Origin of the sequence: Flavihumibacter rivuli (assembly GCF_018595685.2) — a bacterium.
Taxonomy (GTDB): Bacteria; Bacteroidota; Bacteroidia; order Chitinophagales; family Chitinophagaceae; genus Flavihumibacter; species Flavihumibacter rivuli.
The window spans coordinates 3,284,142-3,304,468 of the sequence record NZ_CP092334.1 but is presented as its reverse complement, the minus strand read 5'-3'; the positions used below and the strand labels follow the sequence as shown (position 1 = coordinate 3,304,468).

At 43.7% G+C, this 20,327-nt stretch carries 15 protein-coding genes; 6 read left to right on the top strand and 9 right to left on the bottom strand.

All coding sequences use genetic code 11. The features are described 5' to 3' along the window. Nucleotide 1: 1 nt before the first annotated feature. The 5 genes from KJS94_RS14085 to KJS94_RS14065 are packed head-to-tail and all read right to left on the bottom strand — an operon-like array spanning nt 2 to nt 8,194. A complete protein-coding gene (locus tag KJS94_RS14085; RefSeq protein WP_214448118.1) occupies nt 2–1,198 on the bottom strand; it encodes a n-acyl-d-glucosamine 2-epimerase in 1,197 nt (398 codons plus the stop codon). Nucleotides 1,199–1,217: 19 nt separating this feature from the next. Beyond that, nucleotides 1,218–2,624, bottom strand: coding sequence for a DUF4434 domain-containing protein (locus KJS94_RS14080; RefSeq protein WP_214448117.1), 1,407 nt, complete (start codon nt 2,622–2,624; stop codon nt 1,218–1,220). A gap of 40 nt (nt 2,625–2,664) precedes the next feature. Further along, nucleotides 2,665–4,260: a RagB/SusD family nutrient uptake outer membrane protein gene (locus KJS94_RS14075; protein ID WP_214448116.1), complete on the bottom strand. Its 1,596-nt coding sequence runs from the start codon at nt 4,258–4,260 to the stop codon at nt 2,665–2,667. Between the two features lie 11 nt (nt 4,261–4,271). After that, a complete protein-coding gene (locus KJS94_RS14070; protein WP_214448115.1) occupies nt 4,272–7,421 on the bottom strand; it encodes a SusC/RagA family TonB-linked outer membrane protein in 3,150 nt (1,049 codons plus the stop codon). A gap of 29 nt (nt 7,422–7,450) precedes the next feature. Then, on the bottom strand, nt 7,451–8,194 hold the full coding sequence (locus tag KJS94_RS14065) for a galactose-binding domain-containing protein (RefSeq protein WP_214448114.1): 744 nt from the start codon (nt 8,192–8,194) through the stop codon (nt 7,451–7,453). A 390-nt stretch (nt 8,195–8,584) separates the two neighbouring features. On the opposite strand from KJS94_RS14065, the gene KJS94_RS14060 reads away from it, so the two are divergent. Next, nucleotides 8,585–9,817 (top strand): ROK family transcriptional regulator, encoded by a 1,233-nt coding sequence (locus KJS94_RS14060; protein ID WP_214448113.1) that lies wholly within the window; start codon nt 8,585–8,587, stop codon nt 9,815–9,817. Between the two features lie 318 nt (nt 9,818–10,135). Next, entirely contained in the window at nt 10,136–11,368 is a 1,233-nt protein-coding gene (locus tag KJS94_RS14055) for an ROK family transcriptional regulator (RefSeq protein WP_214448112.1), read from the top strand. A gap of 23 nt (nt 11,369–11,391) precedes the next feature. On the opposite strand, the gene trxA is transcribed toward KJS94_RS14055, so the two are convergent. Continuing rightward, nucleotides 11,392–11,757: a thioredoxin gene (gene trxA / locus KJS94_RS14050; protein ID WP_239804177.1), complete on the bottom strand. Its 366-nt coding sequence runs from the start codon at nt 11,755–11,757 to the stop codon at nt 11,392–11,394. 941 nt (nt 11,758–12,698) lie between these two features. Between trxA and KJS94_RS14045 the strand changes: the two genes are divergently transcribed. Next, nucleotides 12,699–13,955, top strand: coding sequence for a pyridoxal phosphate-dependent aminotransferase (locus tag KJS94_RS14045; RefSeq protein ID WP_214448111.1), 1,257 nt, complete (start codon nt 12,699–12,701; stop codon nt 13,953–13,955). A 63-nt stretch (nt 13,956–14,018) separates the two neighbouring features. Here the strand turns inward: KJS94_RS14045 and KJS94_RS14040 are convergent, their stop codons facing one another. Next, nucleotides 14,019–14,264, bottom strand: a complete 246-nt coding sequence (locus KJS94_RS14040) for a hypothetical protein (RefSeq protein WP_214448110.1) — start codon at nt 14,262–14,264, stop codon at nt 14,019–14,021. Between the two features lie 240 nt (nt 14,265–14,504). Between KJS94_RS14040 and KJS94_RS14035 the strand changes: the two genes are divergently transcribed. Next, the gene (locus KJS94_RS14035; RefSeq protein ID WP_214448109.1) at nt 14,505–15,500 is read left to right on the top strand and encodes a glycosyltransferase; all 996 of its coding nucleotides are present in this window, start codon (nt 14,505–14,507) and stop codon (nt 15,498–15,500) included. A 58-nt stretch (nt 15,501–15,558) separates the two neighbouring features. Continuing rightward, nucleotides 15,559–16,455 carry a DMT family transporter gene (locus KJS94_RS14030; protein WP_214448108.1) on the top strand — a complete coding sequence of 299 codons (897 nt, stop codon included), beginning with the start codon at nt 15,559–15,561 and terminating at the stop codon, nt 16,453–16,455. A 57-nt stretch (nt 16,456–16,512) separates the two neighbouring features. Here the strand turns inward: KJS94_RS14030 and KJS94_RS14025 are convergent, their stop codons facing one another. Further along, entirely contained in the window at nt 16,513–17,010 is a 498-nt protein-coding gene (locus tag KJS94_RS14025; RefSeq protein WP_214448107.1) for a SixA phosphatase family protein, read from the bottom strand. Nucleotides 17,011–17,205: 195 nt separating this feature from the next. Further along, nucleotides 17,206–19,053 (bottom strand): amidophosphoribosyltransferase, encoded by a 1,848-nt coding sequence (locus KJS94_RS14020; protein WP_214448106.1) that lies wholly within the window; start codon nt 19,051–19,053, stop codon nt 17,206–17,208. A 184-nt stretch (nt 19,054–19,237) separates the two neighbouring features. On the opposite strand from KJS94_RS14020, the gene KJS94_RS14015 reads away from it, so the two are divergent. After that, complete coding sequence (locus KJS94_RS14015) at nt 19,238–20,320, top strand: hypothetical protein (RefSeq protein WP_214448105.1); 1,083 nt, start codon at nt 19,238–19,240, stop codon at nt 20,318–20,320. Nucleotides 20,321–20,327 lie beyond the last annotated feature (7 nt).

Here is a 20,327-nt window from a genome sequence, read left to right as displayed (position 1 = left end):
ATCAAATAAATTTTGTGGTAAGAGAATGTTTTCTTGTTTCAATTTCATTTAAAGTCTTCCATGTCTGATATAACCCCCTTGGGACATGAAAAAACCCCTTCCATTTTCCACCTTTGGCATTAATCAATACCTCTCCCTGACGGTTTAAATACCCAAACCACTCTCCAAAACTACTATCATGAAAACGATCCCAACTGTAATGATGCAATCGAATAAACCACTCTTTGCATCTAGGATCACCAGTAAGGGAATAAGCCTTTATCATGCACACAATTGCTTCTATATGGACCCACCAAAGTTTTTGGTCCCATTCCAACTGTTGGGGGGGGTTACCTTCAATGTCTAAAAAGTAAAAAATTCCACCATGTTCTTTATCCCATCCAAACTCAAGAGTATTCAATGAAATTTCAACAGCTTTTTCAATAAGATCCATATCATGTCTACGAACTGCCAGATCCATAATAAACCACATAGCTTCCAATGAATGTCCAGGATTTACTAACCTGCCTTCAAATGAATTGGAAAAGTTTCCATCTTCTAGGACATTTTCCAAAATCAAACCGTACTTCTTATTATAAAATACCTCCATCACTTCATGAATACCTTCTGCAATCAAACTGTCAATTGTAGAAGGATTAAGAAGGGATTCCATTTCAAGTACCAGATTGCATAAAATCATTGGCAGGGAGAATCCCTTTAGAGGTCTTGTACCGGGGAATTGCTTGTTATAATGCCCCTTGGGACTTGAACGTCGACTTAATATATTTTCAAAGGTCCTAACGGCAATGTCTCGATACTCTGTATTTTCAGTCGCTTTGTAAAGCTGTGCAAAAGCCATAGTTGCAAAGCAGTCTGAAAATATATTATAAGGTTGAACTAATGGCTTTCCAGACCGATCCAGAGAGAAATACCAATTCCCCTCTCCATCCCTACCGTATTTAATTAAAAATTCAGCACCATGCAAAGCATTAGCTAACCATTCTTCCCGCTTTTGAACCTGATTGTACAGCATAGCATAAGTCCATACTTGTCGGCACTGCAACCAAACAAACTTATCAGTATCATACACTTTTCCCTTATTGTCCAAGCAAGTGAAAAAGCCACCATTCTCCTTATCTAGAGAAAATTTGCTCCAAAAAGGGACAACGTCATTCAAAAGTTGATTTTTATAGAACTCTAATAAATTATGAATATGCATTTCTTAAAATATTATGTAATTATTTACCGGAATATCTCCTATCTCTTTCATTTAAAGAATCGATATAGGCTTTATATGCAAGGAACAACTCAATCGTTCTTGAACCACCAGGCTTCAGGCGCATATCAGGACTGCTTAACAAACCTGGAAATTGGTAACAGATAATCTTCTCAAATAGGGGAAAACGCAATAAATCACTTTTAAGTCCATCAATTGAACGCGGAATAAGCGCATTTTCCTCGGCAAAATCAAATATCTCGAGATCAAGCCAGAAATGAGTTCCGAACTGGTCACACAAAGCTTGCAGCTTTAGTGCAGCTTCTTCACCGGATAGATCAGTAGACGGCATTCTATGGAAACCAAATGTGCATAATATATCAAGGTTGGGTAATAGTGCCCTATAGGTATTTTCAGCGCCTCTCAAATTATGGGAATTGGTCGCCAACATTACAGGCTTACCTGGGGCAAGCTTTCTTACGTGTTCGGAAAACTCCTTAAAAAACATGACAATTTCCTGCCGTTCAACATCAGTGCCTAAACCGCCATCTTTTTCCTCACTGATATACCAACCATAGAAAGAAGGATGATGACCATACTTCTCCCATATTTCATTGGCAACACTTTTATGCCATTTTAAAGACCCATTTGAAAAATCAAACCAAGCATACATGCCCACTGCAATAAATACATTCATCCCTAATCTGTCTGCTTCAGATAAAACCGCCTCAACGGGATCCTTAGCTGCGAGTTGCATACGATTTCCAAATAGTGATGAAGGATAAAAAGCAGAACCATTATAACCATTCTTATCAATGTTATGCTGGCCATTGTACTCTTGATTACGAAACAATTCTTGCAGAACAATTATATTCATCGATAGCTGATGCTGAGCCTTTACCATTTGCCGCCAGTCATCATCTGTCATTTCCTTTATGTCTGAATTCCAATACTTCCCTTCCTTTTCACTCCAATGATAGAATCCCATAAAGGAGCCATCAATTCGTTTAGATGAACGCGTATCGGAAGAAATAACCTCTAAGTTTTTCTGTAAAATTCTTTTACTCCTTCCAATATTAATTTCAGCCCAAATAATATGGCTACCCGCCTGTTCCTTAGTTGGCCAATTAAACTTTGCAACTCCTACATCATGACCTTTAATCTCAAGCTTTGTTGAATACAATTTCTTTGATGGCTTTATGCTATCAAGAAAAAAACTAACAGACACTATTACTTTTTTTGGGCTGTTATTTTTGATGCCAGTACGGATATCTACCAATATATGGTCAGATACTGGACTTGGGGGGATTAATAAAAGATCAATGGAACTAAGCGGGTCTCCTTTTCCAGTTTCCTGTGCACTTGAAGATGCGAAGCCATTCATCAGGAACAGCAGTATATAGAAAAAATAATAGTGTCTGGTTTTCATGTATTGCAGTGATTTATTTAGTTATACTATTAAAAATTGATCAATAACCCGGATTCTGAATAATTGAACCTCCTGAACGGTCTATCTCTACCTGTGGTATTGGGAACAATTCATTAATGCCCTTTTTGTGAGCAGCACCCTTTCCATTTGAAAATGGCAAAGTTGAATACTTATTCATAGTTTCTACATAGGTATTCCAGCGAATCAAATCATACAAGCGCTGGTATTCCATAGCAAGTTCCACTCTCCTTTCATGTCTAACAGCTTTTCGGAGGTCATCGGCTGGGCTAACCATCTTCAATGGCATATCGGCAATAACACGTATTCGGCTGATCGCTTCCTTATCCTTCCGCGAAGAGAGGCTGGCACGTCTTCTTACTATATTAATATACTCGGCCACTTCAGCTTTATCGCCACCGCTTTCCAAAAGTGCTTCAGCGTACATCAACAAAACATCCGCGTAACGAATGGGATGGAATGTCCATGCATCATCACCCCATCCTGGCCCCCTCCTGGCCTGTATTAAATATGATTTCCTATTATGGTATCCAGTATTGGGGTAAGAAGAAAAATTAAGCACTTCTTGTCCTGATAACCTTGGGAAAACATCGCCAGACTCAATTATTGTATGGAGCAATCGCGGATCCCCCTCTTCAAACTCATTAACCAGATCCTGTGTCGGAGTATCAAAGCCCCATGCTCCAGTGGGTCCCCTGGGAGAAGTATATATAGGTATAAATGAACCATATATTGCCTGACCCCTATTATCACCCCTGATTATTGTAAAAACTGGCTCAGGCAAAAGGTAACTCTCCTTCAGGAAAAGATCCTGGAAATCGGCAGCGAGTGAGTAGGCCTTTGAATCAATTACTTTTTTTGCCGCATCCCTGGCTTTAGCATATAATTGAATATTGTCCTTGGCAAAAAACAGGTGGACACGAGCCTCAAAAGCCCAGATAGCCTCTTTAGTCACACGACCGACTTCACCAGGACTTATACTACTTTTAGATGGCATGCTGGGGTCATTTACTGCAAGGGCTAACTCACGAATAATAAAATCATAAATTTCTTTATCAGAACTACGTTTCAATTTGTTGCTATACTCAACAGTTGGCGTAGTCTCAATTAAGGGAACACCACCAAAAACACGCACAAGATCAAAATACCAAAATGCCCGGAGGAAGCGAATCTCAGACAAATATTGATCCCTTATTCTATTATCCAGCTTATATCCCTGTGCATCAACAAGCTCATTCTTAGGCAGATTATCTAGCGCAAGATTGCAACGACCGATACCAAGATAACAAGCCGTCCAAAAGCTCTGTAAACTTGAGTTACTTGATAATGCCCGACCAAAACCAAGATCTGTTACAAAAGGCCTATCACCAGCATCTGACCCTCCTTTATCGCTATCATCGGTTGCCATGTTCCCAAGATCCGCCCTAGGCGCCTCATAACCATAAAAGTCATTGAATACCTGGTAGCAATAAACCAATGATTTGAAAGCAGCATCAGGGGATTTATAAAAATTCTCTTCGGTTTGTACGCCACGTGGGGGATGTTCCAAAAAATCCTTGCTGCAGGAGCTGATCAAAAACATCACTGCAAACACTATTAACAAGGGAATATTTTTCATGATTTCAGAAGTTAAAATTTTGCATTAATACCAATAGTAATAGTCCTGGCCTGAGGATAAAAGCCCATATCGATACCTGTTTTTTTAGGATCTGCAGAACCGATCTCAGGGTCCAGTCCGGAATATTTGGTGAACGTAAATAAGTTTTGAGCCCCAGCATACAATCTAAGCTGGCTCATAGAAATTCTCTTTAATAATCTGGTTGAAAAGTTGTATCCAAACTGCAGGTTCCTAATCCTTAAGTAGGAACCATCTTCTACGAAATAATCTGATACACTATTATTGAGTCCTTGTTTTTGAGAAATCTTATGAAATCGATCGGTACTTCCTTCTCCGTTCCATGACCGTTTAAGGAAGTCCTTAGGTGCATTATAAAAACCGGTTCCGGACTCAATATCATAAAGCATAATATTCATAACATCATTACCCTGGGAACCTTGCAAAAAAACACTTAAATCAAAGTTCTTGTAAGATAAATTCGTAGTAATTCCATAGACAAAGTCAGGCCAAGGATTACCAATAACCGTACGGTCATTGGCATTGATTACATCATCTCCATTTATATCCTTGAATCTAATGTCTCCAGGTGTAGACACATCCCTTTGCGGACTATTCTCTACCTCTTTCTCATTTTGGAAAATCCCATTAGTCAGATAACCATAATAAAAACCGATGGGCATACCCACTTCTGTTTTCGTCAAAATTTGATTTAGGTGGGCGGTTGTAAATATTGGCTCCCCATTACCAAGCTTTGTTACTTTGTTACGATATGTAGAAATATTAGCGGCAACGCTGTACTTGAGCTTTCCAATTTGATTGTTAAATGTCAGCTCAGCTTCGTAACCTATGTTTTGCATACTGCCGGCATTAGAATATGGCGAATTTGGATAGCCTAATGTAGTTGGCAGGGGAACGGTAATCAGCATGTTATCTACCCTTTTGTCAAAATAATCCAATACCAGGTTAAGTCTACCCTTTAATAAAGTAACATCCAGACCTACATCCAGCTGCTTGGAAGTTTCCCAACGCAAAACTGAATTACCCGCAGCTATACGGCCACCTCCTATTACAGGGGAAGACTCATTACCGAACAAATAACGACCAAATGAATTGCCAAAGGTTGATAAATAAGCGCCTCCTGCTATATTCTGGTTACCTATTACACCATAACTGATCCGAATCTTTCCTTCATTAATATTGGCACTTATAAACTCTGGAATGAAGGCTTCTTCTGTGAATCGCCAGGCGGCTGATACTGATGGGAAGGTCCCCCATCTATAAGCATCGGCGAACCTTGAAGTACCATCACGCCTAATATTTCCACTAATTATATATCTCCCAGCATAATCCAAACTTAGCCTTCCAAAATATGAATTGATAGCGCTTGATGAAGGATAGCCAAAAACTGATGGATTTACGGTCCCAGCATTGATTATTCGCATCTCTTCATCATTGTTAACAATGCCTTGAATAGAAGCACCAAACTGTGAAGACTTGGTTAGTTCAGCTGAAACACCTGCCAAAGCATTAAGGGTTAAATTTTGATACGTCTTTGTGTAATTCAGTGTGTTCTCGAAAACATAATAGTTTGTGTTGTAGGAACTGTTACTAACCTGGTTGAAATTACTGTTATCATATGCATTTAGTGAATACTTTGGAATGAACCCTAAAGAAAATCCCCTGTATACATCAAAACCAAAACGGCTTTGTAGCATTAGACCTTGCACAAGTCGTAGTTCTGCTGTAACTCCTCCTTTAACAGATATCTGATCAAACTTTCCCTGTTTTAAACGGTCTATTTGGGCAATAGGGTTTCGCTTGTTGGAATAAAGAAAACCGGCATATTGAGAGAATGAATTATTCGGCTCATATCCATTCATTATACCTGCTAAAAATCCAGGTAACTCTACAAGGCTGTTTCTAAATACAGGAGTTATAGGGTCACCTGCCATCGCACTAAAAATGGTACCAGTAAAAGGATTGTTCTCATCAACAGCAAGTCTTTTCTCATAAATAATTCCCAGATTGGTACTGATCTTTAAATTTTTGCTTACCTGAGAATTTAAATTGTTACGCCAAGAAATCCGTTCATATTCTGAGCCCTTTATTATTCCTTCCTGATTCATATAGGCAAGGCTACTTAAATAGGAAGCAAGCTTCCCACCTCCACTTACACTAAGATTATAGTTTTGCACAGGTGCTGCATTATTGGTGATCCCAGCCCACCAATCAGTGCCATTGGGCCCTGTTGTTTTTGATACGAAACTCAATATTGAATCAACTCTTTCCTTTGTAGCGAAATCAAATTGTAAAGGAGCGCCAGCATTTATTGCTGCTTTTTGCTTATATTCTATAAACTCTGCTGCATTTAACATTTCAGGCTCCCGCCATGGACTTTGTACACCTATGTAACTATCAAATGAAATGGTTGCTTTCTCATTCTTTGATCCTGATTTAGTGGTAATGATTACCACTCCATTTGAAGCTCTTGCTCCATAAATAGCAGCGACCGAAGCATCTTTATGAATAGCTATTGATTCAATATCGTTTGGATTTAAAAAATTAATTTCATTCTGCGGCAAACCATCTACCACATACAAAGGATCGGTGCTACCATTTATTGACCCAATTCCACGCACCCTTACCACCGAAGGAGCACCAGGACTTCCACTGCTCTGGCTTACAGTTACACCTGCCGCCTTTCCCTGTAAAACATCTGCAGCGCTTCGTACAGGCATATTACTAATCTGATTTCCTTTCACTATTGATACAGCACCAGTAATCTCTTTCTTTGTTACCGATCCATAGCCAACAAAAACCACTTCTTTTAACGTAGCAGAAGTTTCTTTCAAGGTTATGGTTATTTCCTTACCTGGCTCAGCCACCTTCTCCATCGCCTCAAATCCGATCATAGTAAACTCAAGGATAATTTGTTTAGTCTGGTTAGGAATGGAAAAGAAACCTCGTTCATTTGTTACTGTCTTTAGCTGGCTGTTCTTTACGGCTACTGTAACTCCAGCTAGTGGCTTATTCCCGCTCTCTAGTACATATCCACTTACAATTGTGCTCTGAGCAAATGAATATTGACCAGAAGCCAATGAAAGCACAATAAGTAACATGATAATAATGTGAACGCTTTTTATGTTGAAGCGATACTTCATCTTATTAATTATTTGATGGTTAGAAATGATTATTTATAGACCTCAACCTCCCAAAATGAGAAAGAATAGATGGTGCCACGCTTATTCAATACCAGTTTAACATAGCGTGCATCTTTGGGATTAAAACGGTGACTTACATCACCTCCACTACCACTGGTGGTAGAGTAAACTGTGGTATACGCAATATCGTCAGTCGAAACCTGTATAGAATAATCCACCGCAAACGCACCCTCCCATTTAATGTCTACCCTGCTAATTGAACGAATTGAACCCATATCGACCTTCCACCATTGGTTGTCTGCTACTGCACTGAACCAACGGGTAGATAGCTCGCCATCATTGGCCAGTTTCTCAGCATTTCCACCGCCTGAGGAAGTTGCAGGTTTATTCAATGCCATGTTTGCATTCTCGATTGGGGGGGCAGGGGGTATATATTCAAATCCTGCCAACGGTCTTGCCCCTTTTGCATTGGCTACCGATACCTGCCCAGAGGCTCCGTCCCCAACAACAGCCTTTATCAGTTCATCAGATAGTATTGAATACGAAGCAGCTGGCTTATTGCCAAACATCACTTTTGATGCTTCCTTGAAATTGAATCCGTTAATCAAGATGGTATCTCCAGTTTTACCAGTTGACGGGGAAAATGATTTTACCTTGGGAATCAAAGAAACGGAGACTGGAGTCCCCGGATCATAAGGGCTAGCGCCCTTTTCCTTTTGACAGGCTGCCAGCCATATCAATGGCAATAAAGCAAGCAGAAGAACTTTTCTCATGAGATTAGCTTTTGGTTAGAAAAAAAATTAATAGACGTAAGCCTATTTAATTAAAAAATATACTATATGCGTCTAGATAATAATTTTTTTAAATTTAAAAACTTTTTTCAAATCATAGCCTATTTGATAAAAATTTTTCTCATAAACTTATCTAGTAATAAAATATTTTATTTTTCAATCATGAGGATCTCAAAAAGGTGTATTTTAAATAATTGATTTTGAAATAGTTAGAAAAAATGTAATAACCAGAGGAATAAGAGAGGGAATTGAATAGTTAAAAAATTTATTATAATAATTACTTTAATAAATTTTGTTCTGTTTTTATTTAAAGTCAGCCTGGAAAATGATTAATTGTCTTTACTTTTATTGATTGACAAAAATTCTAAATACATGGTAGGAGCAAATACCCTTCTTACTTTGTTCTCGGATGATACAATAACCGGTGTAGCACATAAGAACAAGGCGCTGAAACGACAAATAATGCAGCTACTGGATAGAAAGGGACATTCAACTATTACAGACCTAGCTCAGGAGTTTACAATCAGTGTTCCTAAAATGACTAGCCTTATTAGTGAACTCATTGATTCAGGGATTGTCCAGGATTATGGGAAAACTGAAACCCTTGGCGGAAGAAAGCCCTACCTGTATGGACTAAATGCTAAAGCCGCCTACTTTTTAGGAGTCGATGTTAAAAAAGACTACATTAATATCGGCTTAATGAACTTTAATAAGGAGTTGGTTTCAGTTAGGGAGCGTATTCCATATAACCTTGAGAACTCTCAAGAAGCCCTCCAAAACCTGATTGCCATTATAAGAAAATTCATAGATGACTTCCCACAGTACAAAAATGATCTTCTGGCCCTGGGTGTGAATCTTTCCGGTCGAATTAACCATACAAATGGCTTCAGTTTCAGCTATTTCCACTTTCAAGAAGAGCCTTTGACAGTGGTGCTTGAGAAACAATTAGGCATTCGCACCTTTCTGGAAAACGATGCCAGGGCAAACACCTATGGTGAAATAATGAATATGTCAACGGAAAGGGATAAAAATATTTTGTATATCTTCCTTGACCATGGCATAGGAATGGGCATGTATATCAATGGAAACCTGTATTACGGAAAATCTGGTTACTCAGGCGAACTCGGTCATATTCCAATCTTCGACAATGAGAGAATTTGCCATTGCGGTAAAAAAGGCTGCCTCGAAACAGAAGCTTCCGGTTCTGCACTCCAAAAAGCTTTTAAAGAGAAACTGTTGTCTGGCTCTACGTCATTGATCCTGGATAAGGTAAAAACCATAGAATCTATCCGGCTTCGCCATATTATAGAGGCGGCCAATAACGATGATGTTCTTTCAATTGAACTTATTGGCCATATTGGTGAAAAAATTGGTCGAGCTATTGCGATCGTAATAAATATTTTCAACCCGGATTTGGTAATTCTTGGTGGTACGCTTGCCGAAACCGGGGAAATACTTCGCTTGCCTGTTAAAAGTGCGCTTAGCAAATATTCCCTTAGTCTGGTAAATTCGGATTCCCAGCTGAAAACATCTGTTCTGGGTGAAAAAGCTGGCTATATAGGAGCTTGCCTTATTGCACGTAATAAATTAATCCAAATGGTCTGAAAATCAAGTTGATCATTTAACAAGAACCGATTTTTCAATAAATCAACAAACGATCTTATTGATAATGAAGCTGATATGCTTTCAAATCCCTAAAAACTACATATAAGAGCCGGGTGTAACTCATTTTGGCCATTGAGCCAATTTTATTATTGGGAAATCAGCGTTTCCTACTGACTATTAGGGCAATTAGCAGTTAAGTTCTTAAAATATTATTTTGTTTGAACACATCTTTATTAATAATTGAACAAAGTTTGGTTGAACACATTTAAGTTTTTGTGGCTAATCGATTAAATTAGCCTCCACCAACAAAATCAGTTCATGTCAGCCCATTCTACCATCCTGGAAGTTTTCACCGAGGACAATGCCACCGGGGTTGCCTTAAAGAACAAGGCATTAAAAAGGGCCATTATCAATTACCTCGACCAGCATGGGGAGACCACTATTACGGAACTGACACAGGAACTAAATATCAGTATACCCAAGACCACCAGCCTGATCAATGAGCTGATGGTGGAAGAGCTGATCCGTGACTATGGGAAGATCGATTCAACAGGGGGCAGGAGGGCAAGCCTGTATGGACTGGCACCTGAGGCGGCTTATTTTATTGGAGTAGACATCAAACGCTATTATATCAATATTGGCTTACTGGATTTCAAGAAGAACCTGGTCTCCGTTAACAAACAAATTCCCTACCAGCTGGAGAATACGGAAGAATCCTACCAGGAGCTGCTGAGGATCATCCGCAACTTCATCAATACCATGCCGGTTGCCAAGGAAAAAGTGCTGGCGCTTGGTATCAATATTGCCGGCCGCATCAATACCGCCACCGGTTTCAACTTCAACTTCTTCCATTTCCATGAGGAATCCCTGAGTACTACCCTTGAAAAGGAACTAGGTATCCGCACCTACCTGGAGAATGACGCCCGCTCAGCCGCATTCGGGGAGATGAGCAATGGCGTGGTTACTACTGAAAAGAATGTGTTGTACGTGTACCTCGATTACGGGATTGGAATGGGAATTTTCATTGACGGGAAGCTATACTATGGCAAATCGGGCTATAGTGGTGAGTTCGGGCATATCCCCATTTTCTACAACGAGATCATATGCCATTGCGGAAAGAAGGGCTGCCTGGAGACAGAGGCCTCCGGCCAGGCCCTGGTAAAGCTATTCAGGGAGAAGATCGAACAGGGCTCTTCTTCTGTGCTACTTAAGAAACTGAAAGGAATGGATGAACTTCGGTTACGGGATATCGTTGATGCTGCCCAGAAAGAAGATGTACTTTCCATTGAACTGATTGCCGCCATTGGCGAGAAGATCGGGAAAGCGCTTGCCATCCTCATCAATATCTTCAACCCTGAAATGGTGATACTAGGTGGCACCATGGCCGAAACGGGAGACTATATCAGGCTCCCGATCCGGAGTGCATTGAACAAGTATTCACTTAGCCTGGTGAACAGCGATTCTACCCTTGCCTTGTCTGTATTAGGGGAAGATGCCGGTGTAATCGGCGGATGCCTGATCGCGAGGAGTAAACTGCTCCGGACGATCTAGTATGCTAACACATCCGGTATTGATCAACCAACCTTTGCCAGCAGGTGCTCTTCAATAACTTTTTTAAAAATGTTCTTTGGGAAAGCTCCAGGTTGCATCATGGGCTGTCCTTCAACGGGGATGAAAAGGAGGGTCGGGATGCTCTGGATGCCAAAAGCAGCAGACAATTCCATTTCTTCTTCCGTATCCACTTTATAGATCAGCAACTTGCCGGCATATTCTTCAGAAAGTTCTTCCAAAATGGGGGCTACCATCTTACAGGGACCGCACCAGTCAGCGTAAAAATCAATGATCGCTGGTAATTGGCCCGCATATTTCCACTCCTTTTCCGTATCGTAATTAAAAACTTTCTCCTTAAAATCTGCCGTGGTCATTTTGATCGTCGCCATTTGAAAAATTTTATGCAAAGCTAATCCATAGCCTTCCTTTTGTATGTGAACAATATCACATTTCCCCACCCTGTCCTCCAAGGGCCTGTTGGTCATGGGGCGCAACATTATTTTTATCCCATTGGGGTCCTTCATAGAGGCTACGGTGTGCACACATATATTTTAACCCCAGCGGGGTCTCCCACAGGGGACCCCGATGTATACAAGACGAAATATGTATGCTTTCAACAGCTAAGCTCAACTTCCAACTACCCGTTGGTCATAAGACACAATAGGGGCGACGGGGGTAGTAAATTTTTTTCCTCAGCGGGGTCTCCCAATGGGGACCCCGATGCACACCCACCCTACTATTCATCAGGGTCCCCTCCGGGAGACCCTGATGGGGTTAGAAATTGTTTTCGTTGTTATTATCCGTTTGTCATAAGGCACAACGGGGGCGACGGGGGGTATAAAATCTTATCACCTCATAGGAATTCTCTTCTAAAGTCCCCGATAAATAGCTTTCCTGCTATTCATCAGGGTCCCCTTCGGGAGACCCTGATGGGGTGAAAATTGGATGGGTTCACATTGGCGCAGCCAATGCTTTGCGTTCTCAAAAACCCCTCAAAAGCTTACCCACCCTTTTGCCTGCCCCAACAGCACTGTTGTGGGCGCTCTTTGCGCTAAAAAAATGAAAATTAAACCTCCCTCCATCTATTCATCAGGGTCCCCTTCGGGAGACCCTGATGGGGTGAAGATGGGGTACACGATAGCCCTTTAAGCAGACCCTGATGAGGTGAGTAGATTTGGGATACAGTAGCTTTTCAGGAGAACCCAATGGGAAGGAAAACCATGGACGCCCATATACCATACCCTATTTAAGCATCCTGATTACCTTTTTATGACAAAAACTAACAACTATTAGCCTTACTTTTGCGCCTGATTCAACAAATCACCACGAAATGAAACTGAGTTATCTATCCGAAACCCTGATTGGTTCGGAAATCGTGAAACTGGGTGGCGAGATCCGCGAAAAGATCCGCCAGGGCGAAAAGATCTACAATTTTACTGTAGGGGATTTTGACCCGAAGGTGTTTCCTATTCCGAAGGAATTGGAAAATGAGATCGTTGAAGCCTATCGCCAGCACTTCACCAACTATCCCTCTGCTGAAGGTAATCCCGACCTGCGCGAAGCATTGGCAGCCTTTATCAAGGAATGGGAAGGCCTGGATTACAGTCCGGCTGAATACCTGGTAGCTGCAGGCGGCCGTCCTTTGATCTATGCGCTATTCCGCGCCATCGTGGACCAGGGCGACAAGGTGGTTTATGCCGTTCCTTCCTGGAACAATAACCACTATACCCATTTCGTAGGTGCAGAACATGTGGTGGTAGAAGCCGGCCCCGAAGCCAACTTCATGCCTACTGCTGCCGAACTGGCACCACTGCTGAAAGGTGCAACCCTGCTTGCCCTCTGTTCTCCTCAAAACCCAACCGGTACTGTTTTCAGTAAGGAAGAACTGGAAAAGATCTGTGACCTTGTCCTTGCAGAGAATGCCCGCCGCGGTGAGGGAGAGAAGAAACTCTATGTCATGTATGACCAGATGTACTGGCACCTTACCTACGGTGATATCCAACATTACAACCCGGTTAGCCTGCGTCCTGAAATGCGTCAATACACTGTTTTCATTGACGCGATCAGTAAGGTCTTTGCCGCCACCGGCGTAAGGGTGGGTTGGAGTTTTGGTCCGGCTACCATCATCAATAAGATGAAGGCTATCCTCACCCATGTGGGTGCATGGGCGCCGATGGCAGAGCAAAAGGCTACTGCCAGATTCCTGCACAACAAACCCGCGATCTCCAACTACCTCAGCCAGTTCAAAACAGCAGTGGAAGACCGTTTGCGTGGTATCTACAATGGCCTGATGACGTTGAAGGCAGAAGGCTTGAACGTTGATGCCATTGCCCCACAGGCTGCCATTTACCTCACCATCAAGATCGACCTGGTTGGTAAGCATACAGCAGATGGAAAGTTGCTGGCAACACAGGCTGATGTATCTGATTACCTGTTGAATGAGGCCAAGCTGGCAGTTGTTCCTTTCTACGCTTTTGGTGCGGCAAAGAATTCACCCTGGTACCGTTTGAGTGTTGGAACCTGCAAGCAGGAAGACATAGACGGCATGCTGCAATTGTTGAAGGCAGCATTGGTGAAATTGAAATAACCGTGAAGTATAAATAAAAAAACCCGTCCCAAACAGGACGGGTTTTTTATTGGAAGTGCGTTTTTAGTTCTTGTTGTTAAAGAAGATGAATGGCTTCTCTCCTTCATTGATGTAGCGAATCACTTTCCGCCCATCTGTATGGATCTTATACCTGTTCATATCTATGATCTCATAGACACAGGAGAAGGTCCTGGAAGTTTCCACCTCCATCAATAACCTGTGCAACTGGGCTATCTCCAGCTCCATTGCTTCCTCATCATAGCGATGATTCTTAACCAGTACAAGCAAATCGCGGTTAGGCGCTTTCATGTCATTAGATTTTAATACCCTACATAGCCTTTATGAAGGTTACAGCCACAGCCCTTTCCGGACCTACCGCTACTCGCGCATCCGACTGCTATGCTACTAATCAGCAGGATAAAGGCGATGTACCTTACTGTCTTCTTCATAGATTTGATTTCTAATTTAAACAGTTTTTCCGGAAAAAAATTATGTGTGAATAACCCTATTTTAAAAAATATCCTCAATATTCAACAAAACTCCAGGGTTTTGGTTGCACCGTTGGATTGGGGATTAGGGCATGCCACACGTTGTATTCCGATCATCCGGTTCCTTACCAGCGAAATAAAATGCCAGGTGATCCTGGCCGCCAACGGTCCCCAAAGGGCTTTGCTGGCTGAATCCTTTCCCGGACTGAAGATTCTGGAGATCCCTGATTACAAGGTTAGTTACAGCAAAAAACGGACCGCAACCATCCTCAAACTCTCCGCAAGTGTCCCATCCATCCTTCGCGCCATCCGGAGGGAACACGCATGGCTAAGAACTGTTGTGACCAGTCACGGTATCGATGTGGTGATCAGTGACAACCGCTATGGACTTTTCCATCCCGGCATTCCCTGCCATTTCATCACCCATCAATTGCTGGTCAAAACCCCATTGGGGCCATGGGCTGACCGCTTGCTGCAAAAGCAATTGTACCGGTTCATCAACAGGTTCAGCTCCTGCTGGGTGCCTGATGACCCCGTTTATCCGGGCCTGGCCGGTGAATTGTCGCACCCTGCGAAATTGCCCTCCGTACCCATACATTACCTTGGCCCCCTGAGCAGGATCCAACCCGGATCGTTCGTCCATCCACCCAAGCCTTCTATCGACCTGTTGGTATTGCTTTCGGGCCCTGAACCCCAGCGCAGTCTGCTCGAGGACCAGGTGCTCAAGGAACTGAAGAAATTACCCGGATTGAAAGTTGTTCTGGTGCGCGGCCTGCCCGGCACCAGCCAAATTCCGCCCACCGGCCCCGATATCCAGGTATTCAACCACCTGGCCACCCCAGCTTTGATTGGGGAAATAGCCAATGCCAGGAGTATAGTAAGCCGAAGCGGCTATAGCACCATCATGGACCTACTGCCACTAGGAAAGGATTGCATCATGGTTCCCACCCCTGGCCAAACCGAGCAGGAATACCTGGCCAAACTTCATAGTTCAACAGGTCGTATCAGGAGTTTCCACCAGGATCAATTAGACCTGGTAAGTCTGTTCGGTTCCTGACCATCTCGCTCAAGGGGCAGTGGTTGAATCCGCTTTCGCCTACCTTTGCGGCAAAAAATTGGAACGCGATCTTAAACCCCATCTGGCTGTCCTGGCAGCCAACGTATTCTTCGGTATCAATTTCAGTGCGGTCCAGCATATCACCAGGGGATTTATCCAGCCCTTCGGCCTGAATATGATAAGGGTGGGTATTTGCGTGATCCTTTTCTGGCTGCTCCTTTTATTCTATCCATCCAAGGCCGGGATAAGGAAGGAGCATTTCCCAAGGTTCTTTTTATGCAGCCTCACGGGGGTGGTCATCAACCAACTGCTCTTCATCAAGGGTTTATCCATGACACTCAGTATCCACGCGGCCCTGCTGATCCTGGTTACCCCCATATTCATCACCTTCGTGGCCGCATGGCTAGACAAGGAGTCGCTAACAATTTGGAAGATCCTGGGATTATCCCTCGGTATCGGGGGTGCTGCCTTACTGGTAGCCGGCAAAGAGTCAAAGGGGGGTGGTAATAATATCCTGGTCGGTAATATACTCATCATTATCAATGCTATTTCCTATGCCTTCTATTTTGCACTGGTCAAACCGCTGATGAAGGCCTACCGCCCAACCCATGTGATCAGGTGGGTATTCACCCTTGGCCTTCCATTCATGGTCTTCTTTGGCTGGGAAGAATTCAAGGCAGTGCAATGGAGTGGCTTCCAGGAAAAGGAATGGGCAGCCTTAGCCCTGATCGTATTGGGCGCAACCTTCTTCGCTTACCTTTTCAATATTTATGGCATCAGCAAGCTGGGGGCCGGCATTACCGGTAGCTATATTTATACCCAGCCCATCTTCGCCACCATCATCGCCGTGTTTTTCCTGGGCGAACACCTGACCTGGCCTAAGGTTTTGGCGGCCTTGCTGATCGTCAGCGGAGTTTGGTTAGTGGGAAAGAAAACCGGCAACCAGCGTGTATGAGGTTATCCGGATGCTTCACCTGCAGTATGTGAGCACTGCGTCAGTAAGATAGGGATATCAGTCCTTGCCGATTTTGGGGGAATCAAAAAACCAGAACTCCTTTTTCGCAGTATCGAAATCCTTCCAGTGTTTGGCATCCACCTTCAGCGCATAGATAGCGCAGGTAGGCATATCATCAATGCGGGTGTTGGTAAGCTGGTTCACAAACTCAGTGATGCCTGGATTATGCCCGAAGATGATGATGGTATCATTTTCGTCATCCACCTCACTGATAACATTAGCATATACATGGGGAGGGGCATGGTATAACTCGTCCTTGAGGACCAGTTCTTTGAGCGGCCTGTCATAGGCCTTAACAAAATGGGTGGCTGTTTCAACGGCTCTTTTGGCCGTACTGGTGATAAAGAGGTCGATCTTGATATCGCGTTTAAGCAAGCGATGCGCCATTTCTGGCGCATTTCGCTGCCCACGATCATTTAACGGACGATCGAAGTCCGAAATCGTTAAGTCACCCCAGCTACTTTTTGCATGACGAACAAGTAACAACTTTTTCATATGTCAAAGGTAACTGGTAATCAGTGAATCCTTAACCGAAATCAATAAGGTACCAAATTAGAGCTGACTTCTTTAGAGCGGTCACTCATAGGTTGGAAATTAAAAACGGACGGTGCTGTTATCTTGCAAATATGTTGCCAGAACTTAGCGGTAATCGGAAAATTTTACCCTGAATTCTTCAACAATTGACCACAATCAATAACCTCTAACATTCTTACCCTCCATATAATTAAGGAAGGCATTATTAACCACCCTGTTTCCTCCCGGGGTGGGATAGTTACCTGTAAAGTACCAATCGCCGGTATTGGTGGGACAGGCGGAATGCAGTGATTCGATGGTCTGGAAAATCACTTCTACCTCGAAGTCGATATCGGGCGGTGTGATCAGTTCCGCAACCTTTGCAGCGATCTGTTCTGCTGTAAAGGGCTTGTAGATCTCTTTCACCAGGTTTCGGGTATGCAATTGGCCTGCACGGGCCAGTTCCTTACATTCTTCGTGGAGCTGTTGCAGTTGCCCCTCCATCCCATTGTCCTTCAGCAGGGCAATGGCTGCACGGAAGGCAATAAAATCGCCCAGCTTACTCATATCAATGCCATAACAATCAGGGTACCTGATCTGGGGGGCGGAGGATACGATTATGATCTTTTTGGGTTTGAGACGACCCAGCATCCTCACAATGCTTTCCTTCAGTGTGGTACCACGAACGATCGAGTCATCGATCACCACCAGGGTATCAGTATGCTTGTTTACTGTACCATAGGTGATATCATAAACGTGCTGCACCATCTCATTACGGCTGGCATCTTCCGTAATGAAGGTCCTCATCTTCACATCCTTGATAGCGATCTTTTCCACCCTGATCCTGCGGTTGACCATCTCGGCCAGTTTCTCTTCATCAAAATCCTTGTCCCATGACATGATCCGCTGGATCTTGATTGTATTAAGGTAATCCTCCATACCCTTCAGCAGGCCGTAGAAGGCAACTTCCGCCGTATTGGGAATGAAGGAAAAAATGGTATTCTTTAAATCGTAGTTGATGGATTTCAATACCGCATCGCTGAGATTATAACCCAGTTGGCTGCGTTCACGGTAGATCTTTTCGTCATTTCCCCTGGAGAAATAGATCCTTTCGAAACTACAGGCCCTCCTTTCCTTTGGCTCCAGGATCTGCTCTATACTATAACTACCATCAGCCCGTACAATCAATGCATGGCCTGGCATCAGTTCCTTCACTTCATTCTCGCCAACATTAAAGGAGGTACGAATGGCCGCACGCTCGGAAGCGGCAACGATCACATCCTCATTGACATAGTAATAAGATGGCCTGATACCATGGGCATCCCGCATCACAAAGCTGTCGCCATTGCCTACGAGACCACCTATATGGTAACCGCCGTCAAATAGCTTTGCAGACCTTTTCAATACGTTGGCGATATCCAGGTTGCCGGGGTTCTGCTCGTCTTCCTGCACCAGGAAATGGTGTACGACCTCCATCATGGCAGCGAGATCACTCTGTCGCTGGAATACACCGGGGTCAATATTCACCAGGCTGAACAGTTCTTCCGTATTCACCAGGTTAAAGTTGCCGGCCAGGGCCAGGTTCCTTGCCTGGATCGTATTTCTTTTGATAAAGGGGTGGCAGAATTCCACATTGTTCTTACCCTGGGTGCCGTAGCGAAGATGGCCCAGGAGAAGTTCGCCCATGAAGCGAACATGGCCTTTCAGCAAACCGGGGTGTTTCTTGATATCTGGTTGGTACTTCTCCAGTTCCTGTACTTCTTCACCAACCTGCTTAAAAATGTCCGCAATGGCCTGGGTAGCATTGCTTCTCAGCCTGTGAAGGAAAGGGTAACCGGGCTCTACGTTCAATTTCACCGCCGCGATACCGGCTCCATCCTGGCCGCGGTTGTGTTGTTTTTCCATAAGCAGGTACAGCTTGTTGAGCCCATACATCACCGTACCATATTCCTGCAAATAATATGAAAAAGGCTTGCGTAAACGAATGAAGGCAAGGCCACATTCGTGTTTGATTGCGTCGCTCATGGTAACAATTGAAGGCGCAAAGTTAGGACGAATTCAGGAAAATGGTGGCAAAGGATTGTTAACCCGGTGGCCCCAAAAACCGCCCGGGGGTTTAACACTTGGTTTACGGTTAACTACCATGTAGTTAGGCTTCGCTAAATTCAATCATACAAATTTTCGCTAATTTGTTCATCAAACCACCTCCATGCGGACCTGCCTTTTAGTTTCTTCCGCCCTGATCGCCGGTTTTTTTTGCATGAGCCAACCGGCACCTTCACCCCAAAAAAAGGTGAAGCAATACCCGCTTTTTGAAAGCGATAGTATCCTTAACCTGGAGATCAGGGGAAATCTAAGGTCCGTGATGCGCGACAGGGAAGATGATGCCGAGTACCACTATGTCGACCTATTGGCACCGGACACTGCGGGCAACATGGAAGCAACCAGGATCAGGGTAAGGAGCAGGGGTAATTTCCGGCGAAGCAGGGCGAATTGTGAATACCCACCCCTTTGGATCAACCTGCCCAAGGACAGTATTTCCCCCTCCAGCATATTTGCGAACCTGAACAAGGTCAAGCTGGTCATGCCATGTACCGATCCGGAATACATTGTCAGGGAGTATATGGTCTATAAGGTCTACAATCTTTTCACCCCCTACAGCTTCCGGGCAAGGTTGGTGAACATTACTTTCCGCGACTCTTCCAGGCTGGACAAGCCGGACAGGTTCTATGGTATCCTCCTTGAGCCGGAAGAAATAATGGCGAAGCGCAATGGTTTTGACCTATACGAGAAAAAGGGGGTTAATTCCAGCTATATCGTTCCCTCCGAATTCCATAGGATGGCCGTTTTCCAATTCTTTGCCGGCAATACCGACTGGTCCCTTCCCTTCCTGCACAACATCAAACTCATGGGTAACGATACAACCCTTCCACCGATCCCAGTCCCCTACGATTTCGATCATACCGGACTGGTCAATGCATCTTATGCCTACCCGGCCGAAGAGCTGAGGCTCCCATCGGTAAGGGTGAGAAGGTACAGGGGCTATTGCCTGGACGATTATGCTAAGGACCTGGCTCCCGTTTTTGCAATGTTCAAGGAAAAAAGAGCTCAGGTAGAGGCCCTTTACCAAAACCAGCCGGGCCTTTCCGATAATTACATCAAATCAACCCTTCGATTCATTGATGATTTCTACAAATTGATCGACAATCCTAAAAAGGCAAAGATGGAATTCAATTATCCCTGCGCCCACAAGGACGGTGGCGAGGTCCAGATCAAGGGAATGAACAACTGATAGCTCG